At 31.6% G+C, this 13,260-nt stretch carries 14 protein-coding genes; 4 read left to right on the forward strand and 10 right to left on the reverse strand.

The window, feature by feature from the left end:
- The first annotated feature begins 4 nt into the window (after positions 1-4).
- Genes ELQ10_RS02855 through ELQ10_RS02865 form a run of 3 tightly spaced genes read left to right on the forward strand, consistent with a single transcriptional unit; the run spans position 5 to position 2,126 of the window.
- Positions 5-526 carry a chemotaxis protein CheW gene (locus tag ELQ10_RS02855; protein ID WP_002826355.1) on the forward strand — a complete coding sequence of 174 codons (522 nt, stop codon included), beginning with the start codon at positions 5-7 and terminating at the stop codon, positions 524-526.
- A complete protein-coding gene (gene serB, locus ELQ10_RS02860; protein ID WP_133401576.1) occupies positions 526-1,149 on the forward strand; it encodes a phosphoserine phosphatase SerB in 624 nt (207 codons plus the stop codon). Before ELQ10_RS02855 ends, serB begins: the two co-directional genes overlap by 1 nt.
- Positions 1,149-2,126: a transaldolase gene (locus ELQ10_RS02865; RefSeq protein ID WP_133401577.1), complete on the forward strand. Its 978-nt coding sequence runs from the start codon at positions 1,149-1,151 to the stop codon at positions 2,124-2,126. The genes serB and ELQ10_RS02865 overlap by 1 nt, the downstream gene beginning before the upstream one ends.
- Here the strand turns inward: ELQ10_RS02865 and ELQ10_RS02870 are convergent, their stop codons facing one another.
- From ELQ10_RS02870 to ELQ10_RS02915, 10 genes are all read right to left on the reverse strand, one after another.
- On the reverse strand, positions 2,127-2,549 hold the full coding sequence (locus ELQ10_RS02870) for a Sua5 YciO YrdC YwlC family protein (RefSeq protein WP_133401578.1): 423 nt from the start codon (positions 2,547-2,549) through the stop codon (positions 2,127-2,129).
- The gene (carB, locus tag ELQ10_RS02875; protein WP_002877812.1) at positions 2,546-5,815 is read right to left on the reverse strand and encodes a carbamoyl-phosphate synthase large subunit; all 3,270 of its coding nucleotides are present in this window, start codon (positions 5,813-5,815) and stop codon (positions 2,546-2,548) included. The genes ELQ10_RS02870 and carB overlap by 4 nt, the downstream gene beginning before the upstream one ends.
- A gap of 260 nt (positions 5,816-6,075) precedes the next feature.
- Positions 6,076-6,825 (reverse strand): rod shape-determining protein MreC, encoded by a 750-nt coding sequence (gene mreC / locus ELQ10_RS02880; protein WP_002877813.1) that lies wholly within the window; start codon positions 6,823-6,825, stop codon positions 6,076-6,078.
- Positions 6,815-7,855 carry a rod shape-determining protein gene (locus ELQ10_RS02885; RefSeq protein ID WP_002851700.1) on the reverse strand — a complete coding sequence of 347 codons (1,041 nt, stop codon included), beginning with the start codon at positions 7,853-7,855 and terminating at the stop codon, positions 6,815-6,817. The genes mreC and ELQ10_RS02885 overlap by 11 nt, the downstream gene beginning before the upstream one ends.
- An 11-nt stretch (positions 7,856-7,866) precedes the next feature.
- Positions 7,867-9,090 (reverse strand): ATP-dependent Clp protease ATP-binding subunit ClpX, encoded by a 1,224-nt coding sequence (gene clpX / locus ELQ10_RS02890; RefSeq protein ID WP_002864582.1) that lies wholly within the window; start codon positions 9,088-9,090, stop codon positions 7,867-7,869.
- Positions 9,083-9,874, reverse strand: a complete 792-nt coding sequence (lpxA, locus tag ELQ10_RS02895; RefSeq protein WP_134250171.1) for an acyl-ACP--UDP-N-acetylglucosamine O-acyltransferase — start codon at positions 9,872-9,874, stop codon at positions 9,083-9,085. The genes clpX and lpxA overlap by 8 nt, the downstream gene beginning before the upstream one ends.
- Positions 9,874-10,314 (reverse strand): 3-hydroxyacyl-ACP dehydratase FabZ, encoded by a 441-nt coding sequence (gene fabZ, locus ELQ10_RS02900; RefSeq protein ID WP_002851782.1) that lies wholly within the window; start codon positions 10,312-10,314, stop codon positions 9,874-9,876. The genes lpxA and fabZ overlap by 1 nt, the downstream gene beginning before the upstream one ends.
- Before the next feature lie 94 nt (positions 10,315-10,408).
- Entirely contained in the window at positions 10,409-11,500 is a 1,092-nt protein-coding gene (locus tag ELQ10_RS02905) for an epoxyqueuosine reductase QueH (RefSeq protein ID WP_134250172.1), read from the reverse strand.
- On the reverse strand, positions 11,500-11,955 hold the full coding sequence (gene bcp, locus ELQ10_RS02910) for a thioredoxin-dependent thiol peroxidase (RefSeq protein ID WP_002857542.1): 456 nt from the start codon (positions 11,953-11,955) through the stop codon (positions 11,500-11,502). Before bcp ends, ELQ10_RS02905 begins: the two co-directional genes overlap by 1 nt.
- Positions 11,952-12,158 carry a 4-oxalocrotonate tautomerase family protein gene (locus ELQ10_RS02915; protein ID WP_002857551.1) on the reverse strand — a complete coding sequence of 69 codons (207 nt, stop codon included), beginning with the start codon at positions 12,156-12,158 and terminating at the stop codon, positions 11,952-11,954. Before ELQ10_RS02915 ends, bcp begins: the two co-directional genes overlap by 4 nt.
- 175 nt (positions 12,159-12,333) lie before the next feature.
- On the opposite strand from ELQ10_RS02915, the gene ilvE reads away from it, so the two are divergent.
- Positions 12,334-13,248, forward strand: a complete 915-nt coding sequence (gene ilvE, locus ELQ10_RS02920) for a branched-chain-amino-acid transaminase (protein ID WP_002857493.1) — start codon at positions 12,334-12,336, stop codon at positions 13,246-13,248.
- Positions 13,249-13,260 lie beyond the last annotated feature (12 nt).

Below are 13,260 nucleotides of genomic sequence, written 5' to 3' on the forward strand. Positions count from 1 at the left end.
GAATATGAGTAATGAAAAATTAGAGCAAATTTTGCAAAAACAGCAAACTCAGATGGCTGGTCCTGATGTCGATCAAAGAGAAGATGATATCATCCAACTTGTCGGCTTTGTAGTTGGAGATGAGGAATATGCGATTCCAATTCTTAATATACAAGAAATCATCAAACCTATAGAATATACTAGAGTTCCTAGTGTACCTGATTATGTTCTAGGGGTTTTTAATATGCGTGGTAATGTTATGCCACTCATTGATCTAGCTCAACGCTTTCATTTAGGAAGTTCTAAAATGACACCTCAAACAAGATATATTGTTTTAAGAGGTGAGACAAATGGAACTGGAGTTGGAGGAAATGCTGGTTTTGTTATAGATAGATTAACTGAAGCAATTAAAATTCACAGAAACAGAATCGATCCACCACCTGAAACTTTAGTTAAAGACAAAGGTATGATTTATGGTATAGGAAAAAGAGATGAAAATATCTTAACTATACTCAAAGTAGAAGCTTTACTTAAGCGCGAATTTTAATGATTAAACTTTGTGTTTTTGACTTTGACGCTACTTTAATGGATGGTGAAACCATCGATATTTTAGCTATAGCGCATGGCAAGGGTAATCAAACAAGCGAAATTACCCGCCATGCCATGGCTGGAGAGCTTGATTTTTTCGAAAGTCTTCAAAAACGAGTAAGCCTTTTAAAAGGTATGTCTTATAAAAAAGTTTTAGAATTAGGTAGCACACTTCCACTAATGCATGGAGCACATGAACTTATCCAATATTTAAAATCTAAAAATATACAAATTGTTATTTTTAGCGGTGGTTTTCATGAAGGCATAGATCCTGCTATGCAAAAACTTGGAATTAACCTCGGTTTTGCAAATTATCTGCATCATAAAAATGACATTTTAACAGGGCTAGTTGGTGGGGAAATGATGTTTTCCAATTCAAAAGGCTTAATGCTACAACGATTAAAAAGCTTTTTAAATTTGAAAACAGATGAAGTGATGTGTGTTGGCGATGGGGCAAATGATTTGGCAATGTTTAACGAAAGTGGATTAAAGATTGCATTTTGTGCTAAAGAAATTTTACGTTCCAAAGCTGATATTTGCATAGATATAAAAGACTTAAAAGAAATAATAAAGGTAATATAATGAAAAATTTTTCTCTTTGGTGTGATTTTATAGAAAATAGTTTTTTAGATAATGAATTTTTAAATTTATTATCACATGGAATTAATGGTGCTACTTCAAATCCTGCTATTTTTAAAAATGCTATTTTAAATTCTCCAATTTATAAAGATAAAATTCTTAAATTAAAAGGAAAAAAAACAAAAGATATTTATGAAGAATTAGCAATTTCTGATATTCAAAAAGCAGCTGATAAATTAGCTCCTCTTTTTTATCAAAAAAACGATGGATTTATAAGTATTGAAATAGATCCAAGACTTCATGATAACACGACTCTTAGTTTGGGCGAAGCTAAAAGACTTTATAGTGCTATTAGCAAAGAAAATGTAATGATTAAAATTCCAGCTACAAAAGCTTCTTATGAAGTAATGTATGAACTTATGAAAAATGGTATTAGCGTCAATGCTACCTTAATTTTTTCTCTTGAACAAAGTCAAAAATGTTTTGAAGCTTTAAATGCAGGTTTAGTCGAATTTAGAAAAAACAATATAGCCTTAAAAGAACAAAATACTAGAACACCACAAGCTGTTATAAGTATTTTTGTAAGTCGTTTTGATAGACTTTTAAATCCTAAAGCCAAAGAGCAAAATCGTATTGGAATTTTAAATGCAAATTTAGCTTATAACAATATCTACTCAAAAAATGAACCTAATATTCGCGCCTTGTTTGCAAGCACTGGAGTTAAAGGAGATGATCTGCCAAAAGACTATTATATCAAAGAACTTCTTTTTGAGAATTCTGTTAATACTGCTCCTCTTGATGCAATAGAGGTATTTAAAGGAAAAATGGATTTTAAAAAACCTTTAATGAATTTTGAAATTTATACAGAACTTAATCAAATTATTTCTCAAAGCGAACGAGAAAAAGCTTGCAATGATTTATTAAGCGATGGCATAGAGCAATTTTGTATTGCTTTTGAAGATATTTTAAAAGCTCTTTAATTAACGTATTTTTATCATTTTATTCTTTGAAAGTTTTAATATTTTTGATGGGATATTTTCGAAAAATTTCTCATCAAGTATTATATCAGCAACACTTCTAGCCCATTCTTCATCAAATTCTTTTCCATGCTTGTTTGCCGAAGATGAATAAAAATAGCCATTTTTACTTAAAAAATTCGCATGTTTACACTCTTTCACAATACGAATAGCCTGATTATTTGGATAAATAAAAGTTGTTTTTTTAGAACGACGTACTAAATTTTTAAAAGATTTTGGAATTCTTACCAAACTTTTTAACTCGCAAAATTTCGCAGAAGTGATTAAGCAAGGTTGATTTTTATCTCTACCTTTTAAAGCATTAATCTCTTCTAAATTTTTACTTAAAAATCCTACCGTAGTATCTGTTTGAGCTAAATAAATCAAGATTTAAGCCACTCTTGCAAACTCTTTACATCTAGGCAAGATTTACTCTGTATAGCTTTAATCGATTTTGCACCTGCTAAAGCTGATCGTAAATTTGTAAAATAAGGTATTTTAAAACGAATGATATTTTCACGAATTTTTTTCGTATCACCTTTAAAACTGTGATTATCACTTGTATTGATAACTAAGTGAATTTCTCCATTTTTCAATTTATCTTCAACATTGGGGCGTCCTTCTGAAATTTTATGCACAAGTTCGCACTCAAAACCACTTTCTAAAATTTCCTTGCAAGTTCCCCCAGTTGCCATAAGTTTAAAGCCAAGCTTTACATATTCTGCGGCGATTTTTTTGGTATATTTTTTATCCTTATCTTTTAAGGAGATAAATACCACACCTTGCTCTGGAAGATGATTAAACGATGCGATTTGACTTTTTGCATAAGAATTTGCAAAATCCTTACTTATACCCATAACTTCACCCGTTGAACGCATTTCAGGGCCTAATTCTAAATCACTTCCGCTAAGTTTTGCAAATGGAAATACCGCTTCTTTTACACTCATATATTTTGGAGTTTTAGGGCGTAAAATTTTAGTATCAAAATTAACCACTTTGAAAGTATCATAAAATTTTAAAGCTTCTTTTAAATTTCCTTGCCACATCACACGCGTTGCCACTTTTGCTAAAGGAATACCCGTAGCTTTACTAACAAAAGGCACAGTACGACTAGCTCTAGGATTTACTTCTATCATATAAAGCTCATTATTATGTAAAGCAAATTGTATATTTAAAAGCCCTACAACTCCTAAATTTAAAGCAATATCTGCGGTTTTTTGTGCAATAAATTCTTGCATTTTTTCATCGATATTACAAGGTGGTAAAGAACAAGCACTATCGCCTGAATGAATTCCTGCTTCTTCTATATGCTCCATAATTCCTGCCACATAAACATCTTTGCCATCACAAATCGCATCAACATCAATTTCTGTAGCATTGTCTAAAAACTGATCGATCAAAACAGGACTTTTATCACTCACATCTACAGCTTCTTGCATATAGAGTCTAAGTTCGGCCTCATCATTTACCACACGCATCGCACGCCCACCTAAAACATAACTTGGTCTTACAAGCACAGGATATCCTATATCACTAGCTTTAAGCACTGCTTCTTCCACACTTGTTGCAGTGGAATTTTTCGGCTGATTAATACCTAGCTTTGTAATAAATTCAGCAAATTTCTTTCTATCTTCTGCCATATCAATTACTCTTGCACTAGTACCTATAATCTTAGCTCCAAAAGCGCTTAAACGCTTAGCAAATTTCAAAGGAGTTTGTCCGCCAAAATGCACAATCACTCCATCAGGTTTTTCACGCTCAATCACCGCTCTTAAATGTTCAAAATCAATAGGCTCGAAATACAAAATATCACTTGTATCATAGTCAGTCGAAACGGTTTCAGGATTACAATTATACATAATAGTTTTAATACCCATATCTTTAAGCGCAAAAGAAGCATGTACGCAAGCATAGTCAAATTCTATACCTTGTCCTATGCGGTTTGGCCCCCCGCCTATAATCATCACTTTTTTTTCTTTTTTATCCTTAGCATCGTTTTTACTTTGAGTAAGTTCGCTTACATTAATACTTGAATAAAGATAAGGAGTTAAAGCTTCAAATTCACCCGCACAAGTATCCACTTCACTAAATTCTGCGATGATTTTTTGCTTCATTCTTGCATAATAAATATCATTTTGGCTTAATTCTAAATTATCTTTCAAATTTACAAGCAAGGCTATCATTTTATCTGAAAAGCCCATAGTTTTTGCTTTTCTCAAAAGAGCTTTATTGTTTAAAATATCCATATCAATTTGCTCTTCAAAATCTACAATTTCTTTAATCTGTGTTAAAAACCAAGGATCTATTTTACAAAGCTCATAAAGTTCTTCTACGCTAAAACCTTCTCTAAAAGCTTGAGCAACATAAAGCAAACGCTTTTCATTGGCATTGCGAATTTTAAAAACAAGATCATTTCTATCTTCAAATTTTACTCTATCAAAACCACTCAAAGAACGCTCAAGAGAACAAAGTGCTTTTTGTATACTTTCTTTAAAAGTACGTCCTATAGCCATCACCTCACCCACACTTTTCATAGCTGTACCTAAAGTTGTATTTGCTCCTGGAAATTTTTCAAAAGTAAAGCGAGGAATTTTTGTTACAATGTAATCAATCACAGGCTCGAAAGATGCAGGAGTTCCTGTAATATCATTTTTAATCTCATCTAAACTAAAACCTACCGCCAAAAGTGTCGCAACCTTTGCTATAGGATAACCCGTTGCCTTAGAAGCTAAAGCACTTGATCTTGAAACTCTTGGATTCATTTCTATAACTATCATTCTTCCATTTTTTGGGTTGATAGCAAATTGCACATTACTTCCGCCTGTATCTACACCAATTTCACGCAAAATAGCAAAAGAAGCATTACGCATAACTTGATATTCTTTATCCGTCAAAGTTAATGCTGGAGCTATTGTAATACTATCTCCTGTATGAACTCCCATAGGATCGATATTTTCTATACTACAAACTATGATACAATTATCCGCTCTATCGCGTATAACTTCCATTTCATATTCTTTCCAACCCAACAAACTTTCTTCAATCAAAATTTCATGGATAGGCGATAAAGCTAAAGCAGTATTGGCAAGTTCTTTAAATTCGTCCATATTATAAACCACACCACTTCCAGCACCTCCTAAAGTATAAGAAGCACGGATCATCAAAGGAAAGCCAATTTCATCTACAGCTTTTAAAGCTTCATCATAATTATACGCATACATCGATTTTGGCAAATCCATGCCGATTTTTTTCATACATTCTTTAAAGACCTGACGATCTTCACCTTTTTTAATCGCCTCAGGGTTTGCACCTAAAAATTTCACATCTCCTAAAAGTCCACTTTCATAAACTTCCATAGCAACATTTAACGCTACTTGTCCACCCATGGTTGGTAAAATTGCATCAATTTTTTCTTTTTTAATAATACTTAAAATACTTTCTTTTGTTATGGGTTCTATATAAGTCGCATCTGCAAATTCGGGATCTGTCATGATGGTTGCAGGATTTGAGTTGATTAATACTACACGATATCCTAATTCTTTTAAAGTCTTTGCGGCTTGAGTTCCAGAATAATCAAATTCACAAGCTTGTCCTATCACAATAGGACCACTTCCTATAAGTAAAATGCTTTTAATATCTGTTCGTTTTGGCATAAATTTTCCTAAGAGCATAAATTTGGGCTGATTATAACAAAAATTAGTTTTATAAACTTTGAAATTATCGATATAATTTTAAAAAATAAACACTCTGCTTTTAATCTAGGAAATAATACATAAATAAATTTAAGATTTTTTATAAAATTCTCATTCGATTATAAAAATTTATTTGATAATTTAACAAAATTTTTAGCATTAAACAAAGTTATAATAATTAGCAAAAATATAGAAAATTTTTAAAAAGTCTAATCCTTGACTTATAAATTATCTACTACATATAAATAAGCAGGAATACTAATCTTAACATAAGGCTTTACTTCTACACTTTGATACATATCTTCATCATCAATTCTATTCACAATCCCAACAGGTATATCTGAAAAGAAAATATTATCAAGTCCACTTGTTAAAATTTCATCTCCGATATTAATTTTTGCCCATTTTGGAATAAATTTAACCACAATCCTGCCATCTTCACCTTGGATTAAACCTGGAGCTTTGGATTTTCCTATATAAACAGAAAAAACACACTGATCATCACCTTGTAAAAGAGCCATTGCTCTACCATTTTTATTAATAGCTATACCTGCAGTATATCCTTGATATATCAAACCACGATTTTTACCAACGGGAATTTTACTCCAATCTAACCACAATTTTTTATAATCATTCAATTGAACATAAGAAATAACTCTAGTTAAAGAAACTTGAGGTAAATATTTTGTAGAATTTTGATCCTCTAAAATACGATTTAATTGATTTGCAAAACTAGTTACCTTTACAGCAATATCTTCTAATTCTTTATTTCTAGCTTTTAGTTGCTGAATTTGATTTGCTTGATTAAAGTGTTCTGAAATTTTTTCTCCCAAATAATCTTTAATATTATAAAAATTACCTATAACAAAATCATTAACACGGAGAACATTTTGCTTAATAAGTCCTCCATAATAAAAAGATATAAAAACCAAAAAGGCTAAGACAAGAACATAAAAAATCTTATTCTTCATTGGTTAATTGTTGCAATAATGAAATTTCCTCTAAAGCTTTACCTGTTCCTTTTGCTACAGCTAAAAGCGGTTCATCTGCGATATAAACTGGCAAACGTACAATTTCACTTAAGTATTTATCAAGACCACGAATCAATGCTCCGCCACCTGTTAAAACTACACCATTTTCTACTATATCACTTGCTAAATCAGGCGGCATCATTTCAAGAACCATTTTTAAAGCATCAGCAATTTCTTTTAAATACTCACGCATCGCTTCTCTTACATCTTCGCTTGTAAGTTCAATACGACTTAAAAGTCCACTTACTTGATCGCGTCCTTTTACCACCATAGAAAGCTCTTTTGGAAGTTGTATTGCTGAACCTATAGTGATTTTGATCTCTTCGCCTGTTCTTTCACCTATGATAAGATTGTATTTTTCTTTTACATAATTAACTATACTCATATCAAGCTTATCTCCAGCCGTACGAATAGACTTTGAAATCACAAGTCCACCCAAAGAAATCACTCCAATCTCAGTAGTTCCACCCCCTATATCTACTACCAAATTTCCTTTAGGCTCTTGTATAGGTAAACTTGCACCAATAGCTGCTGCCATAGGCTCTTCAATCAAAAATACCTCTCTTGCGCCTGCGCTTAAAGCACTTTCTCTTACCGCTTTTCTTTCTACTTGAGTTAAACCATAAGGAACAGAAATGATAATTCTAGGGCGTAAAAAACTTTTTCTACGGTGTGTTTTTTCTATAAAATAGCGGATCATTTTTTCAGTCATATCAAAATCTGCAATCACGCCATCTTTCATAGGACGAATAGCTTCAATATTGCCTGGAGTTTTTCCCACCATATCTTTAGCTTCTTTACCTACGGCTAAAATTTTTGCTTTGGAACCATACCTTTCTCTTTCAACTGCCACAACAGAAGGCTCATTTATCACTATACCCTTATCTTTTACCAAAACTAGCGTATTAGCTGTTCCTAAATCAATCCCCATATCACTAGAAAAAAATCCTATAAGCTGATCTAATATCATTTCTATCCTTTTTAACTTATTTTTCTTTTTATTAATAATGCCTTTGCATTGTCTTTAACAACTTCTTTGGTTATTACAATATCATAGTCTTTATACTCTGGTAACTCAAACATTAAATCTACCATCATTTCTTCTATAATACTTCTAAGCCCCCTAGCCCCTGTTTTTCTCTCCAATGCAAGTTGTGCGATAGCTCTTAGAGCATCTTCTTCAAATTTTAAATTCACTCCATCAATAGCAAAAAGCTTTTGATATTGCTTAATAATGGCATTTTTAGGCTCAGTTAAAATTCTTACCATATCTTCTTCATTAAGCTCATTTAAAGATGCAATCACATGCAAACGACCTATAAGCTCAGGAATCAAACCAAAATGCACCAAATCATCAGGTTCAATTTTCTCAAGTAAAGCTTTATTTTCTTCTTTTGCATCATCAAAAAAGCCCACAACTTTATCGCCAAGTTTTCTTTTTAAGATAGTTTCCAAACCATCAAAAGCTCCACCACAAACAAATAAAATATTTGAAGTGTCAATTTGTATAAACTCTTGATTTGGATGTTTTCTTCCCCCTTTTGGTGGAATATTTACCAAACTTCCTTCGATAATCTTAAGTAAAGCTTGTTGCACGCCCTCTCCACTTACATCACGAGTAATAGAACGATTTTCACTCATTCTAGCAATTTTATCAATCTCATCAATAAAAACTATACCTTTTTGAGCTCTTTGCACATCTCCATCTGCAGCTTGTAAAAGACGTGTTAAAATATTTTCCACATCCTCACCTACATATCCTGCTTCAGTTAAAGAAGTTGCATCACAAATTGCTATAGGTACATCTAAAAATTTAGCTAAAGTTTGTGCCAATAAAGTTTTTCCACTTCCTGTTGGCCCAACAAGTAAAATATTTGACTTAAAAAGCTCTGTATCATCATCTTGAAGTTCGGCTTTAAAAAGTCTTTTATAATGATTGTATACTCCAACACTAAAAACTTTTTTAGCTCTATCTTGTCCTATAACATAACGATCTAGATAAGCTTTTAATTCTTTTGGAGTGATATCTTTAAATTCTGTATTATGGCTTTGTTTAGGTTCTTTAAATTCTTTTTCTTCTCCATAAATAATACTATAAGCACCTTCAACGCAATATTCACAAATAAAAGCATCATCATTTTCATTTGCTAAAATTCTTCTTTGTGGATTCTCCACTTCATTGCAAAAACTACATTTTCTAGGCATTATTTTTACCCCTATAGACAGGAATTCCGCGCTTTGTTTCTAATATAAAATGGCACATTTTTTTAACATTTTCACTTTCTTGATTTTCAAGCAAATTTTTAGCATTTTCTTTTAAATCTCCTTGTCTAAATAAAGTTTTAAAAGCTCTACTAAGTCTATCTACTTCATCTTTATCAAAACGACGACGAATACCTACTAAATTTAAACTTCTAATACTTGCACGATTTCCTTCTGCTAAACAAAACGGTACTATATCCTGAGAAAGTGCACTTGCTCCTGCTATCATACAACCCTCACCTACTTTGACAAATTGATGAATAGGTGTAAGCCCGCCTACAACCGTAAAATCTCCAAGCTCTACATGTCCTGCTAAAGTTGCATTATTAGCTAAAATAATATTATTACCTAAAAGACAATCATGAGCAATATGACAATAAGCCATAATAAAAGCATTATCGCCTATACGAGTCAAACCATCTCCTTTAGCTGTACCTGAATTTATCGTTGCAAATTCTCTAATAGTTGCATTTTTTCCTATAACAACACCGCTTTTTTGCTCTTCTTTATAAGATATGTCCTGAGGAATATCGCCTACTATAGCATAAGAAAATACACGAGAATGATCACCTATAGTTGTATCTGAAAGAATTCGAGCACCTTGTTTGATGACAACATCATTACCTATTTTAGCATCTTTGCTTACATAGGCATAAGCTTCTATTACAACATCGTCACCAAGTTGTGCACCCTCTTCAATCACCGCACTTGGATGAATTTTTTTCATTATTTATCCACTATCATAGCTTTAAGCTCGGCCTCTGCAACTAAATTTCCATCTACAAAAGCTTGCCCTTTAAAAATCCACATATTACCACGATTTTTAACCACGCTCATTTCATAATCAAGCCTATCTCCAGGACGCACAGGATTTCTAAATTTTGCTCCATCTATGCCTGTGAAATAAACTACTTTACTTTTTGGATCCACTTTATCTTCCATACTTTCAAAAGCTAAAACTCCACCTGTTTGAGCCATACCTTCTAAAATCAAAACTCCAGGATAAATAGGATGCCCTGGAAAATGTCCCATAAAAACATGGTCACTTATACTGATGTTTTTATATCCTCGAACCACTTCTTTAACTTTTAATTCTGTAATTTTATCTACTAGTAAAAAAGGATAACGGTGTGGTAAGATTTCTTGAATTTGCATTACATCTATCATTATTAAATTAACCTTGAAAACAATTAAAAATTTTATTATATAAAAAAATCATTAAAAATTACATTAACAAAAAAAGTTTTTCTTAATAAATTTCTTAAATTTCTACAAGCACCTCTTGATTATCATGATAAATTTCACTTTTTGCTATCACTTCATATCTTGAAGGTAAAATATTTTCAAGGATGATAATAGGGCTAAGATTATAAGTTCCAAACAATTTATTGCGCCATTTAATTTCTGCTTGCACACTCAAAGGTCTTTTTAAAAAATCTTCAAAATTTTTCCATTTATTTTTAAAAAATGTATTAAAACGGCAAAATTCTACAAAAACCATTTCATCTTTGGTACTTCTATAAAAGCCTTCTTTTAAATTTTGTTTTAAATTTTCCTCATCTAAAGAAAATCTTGTATAAGCGTTTTTAAAATGCGAATAAAATAAAATATGAGATTTAACGGGCTTTTTATCTAATTTTATCAAAGCGCTTAAAAGACGATAATTTAAAAATTTCTCTCTTAAAATTTCAAATTTTATACCCTTTTTTTCCCATAAAACTACTTTTTTATAAAGAGCTATTCTTGCTTCTATACTTGCAGGTAAAATTTGCTTATTTACAGAAGACATTAATTCATCAATGAAATTCTTATCTTGTTTTTGTTTTTTAAGTCCATAAATACAACCACAATAATTTTGATGATAGAGCATTTCTTTTTTTGCTAAAGCAAACTGCCTTTGAGTGCCGCCATTTTTACGAAAATCAGGAGCTAAAAACTCTACCCCATAAGACTCACATTCTTTTTGTAAAGCATTTTTTAACTGTTCTAAATCTTTTTTAGGGCTAGTTAAAAGCGTAGTAGTAAGCTTTTTTTCTCCTATTTTAGCAGCAAATTTAACACTAGATCCCATTCTTACATCAAAGCAAATTTCACACCTTGCACCTTTTTCAGGCTCATCTTCATAACCACGCACAGCATTAAGCCATTTTTCATACTCATACTCGCCCTTATATAACTTAATGCCAAGTTTATCACAAGACCTTTTTACATCTAAAAATCTTAGTTCGTATTCGCTTAAAGGATGGATATTTGGATCATAAAAATATCCTATGATTTTTTCATCAGGATAAGTCTTTCTAAGTTCTTCAATAAAATAATGACTATCTACACTACAACAAATATGCACTAGCATTAAAGACTTTCAAGCACTTTTAAAGCATGGTCTTTTACACGAACATTACTATAAATTTGAGCAATCTTACCTGTTTCATCGATAACAAAAGTAGAACGAATGATGCCTTCATATTCTTTTCCGTAATTTTTCTTAAGCCCCCAAGCTCTATAAGCTTTAGCAACTTCTTTTTCGCTATCACTAAGTAAAATATGCTTTAAATTAAATTTAGAAATAAATTTTTCATGACTTGTCACACTATCAGGACTAATACCAATAATCACTGCATTTTTACCACCAAATTTATCATAATTTGCACTAAAATCACAAGCTTCTGTAGTACAACCTGGGGTATTATCTTTTGGATAAAAATACAAAATCACCTTTTTGCCAATAAAATCTTTTAATGCTATTTTTACCCCATCTTGATTTAAAAGCTCAAATTGAGGTGCCTTATCTCCTATATTTAAACTCATTTATTTGCCTTTGCTTTGATAGCTTCTACACTTTCTCCGCCAAAGCCTATGTCATAATTTTCCACATCTTCTAAAACCACAACAACTCTTTCTTTACTTTTATTATATTTCGTGCTTAAAAGTTCGGTAATATCAGCTATAAGTTCCGCTTTTTGTTCCTTGCTTAAAGACGGCTTTGCTAATTTGATATTTACTAATGGCATAATTTCTCCTTTTTAACGATAATTTTTCATAATTATTTCAAAAAATACCTAATATTTTTTTTAACAAAAAACCTTAATTTAATAAAAGCTTATTGTTAGTATATTTTTGATAAAATCCCGATTTATTCTTAAAATAATATTTTTTAAGAAATAAACAACTATAAAAGGTAAAAAAATGATCTCAGCAGATAAAATTTGGATGGATGGAAAATTAGTTGATTTTAAAGATGCAACTTTGCACTTTTTAACCCATTCTTTGCATTATGGCAATGCTGTTTTTGAAGGAACTAGAGCCTATAAAACAGATAAAGGCTTAGCAATTTTCAGACTTGAAGATCACACCAAAAGACTTTTAGAGTCTGCAAAAATTACTCTTTTAAATTGTCCTTTTTCTCAAAAAGATCTTGAAAATGCACAAATTGAACTCTTAAAAGCAAACAATTTTCAAAGCAATGTCTATATCCGCCCTCTGATTTTCTTAGGCGATGGAGTTATGGGACTTTATCATATAAAAGCTCCTGTAAGAGTTGGAATTGCAGCTTGGGAATGGGGTGCTTACCTTGGAGAAGAAGGTTTAGAAAAAGGCATAAAAGTAAAAATTTCGTCTTTTGCAAGAAATAGTGTTAAATCATGCATGGGAAAAGCTAAAGCAAGTGCGAATTATCTTAACTCTCAAATTGCAAAATTTGAAGCTATTGAAGCAGGATATGAAGAAGCTTTAATGCTTGATGAAGAAGGTTTTATCGCAGAAGGAACAGGAGAATGTTTCTTTATTGTAAAAGATGGGGTTTTAATCACACCTCCAAATGATTTTTCTTTAAAAAGCATTACTCAAGATACAGTGCTTAAAATCGCTCATGATCTTGGTATCACCGTGCTTCGCCAAAGAATTTCAAGAGATGAAGTTTATACTGCTGATGAAGCATTTTTTACCGGAACAGCCGCTGAAATCACACCTATTAACAATATCGATGCGAGAATAATAGGAAATGGTTTAAGAGGATCTGTAACTAAAAAACTTCAAGATGCTTATTTTGATGTAGTTTATGGACGCAATGAAAAATACGCATCTATGCTAACTTATATTTAAAAAAGGAAATAA

The sequence above is a fragment of the Campylobacter sp. US42a genome (assembly GCF_004379055.1).
Lineage (GTDB): Bacteria > Campylobacterota > Campylobacteria > Campylobacterales > Campylobacteraceae > Campylobacter_D > Campylobacter_D jejuni.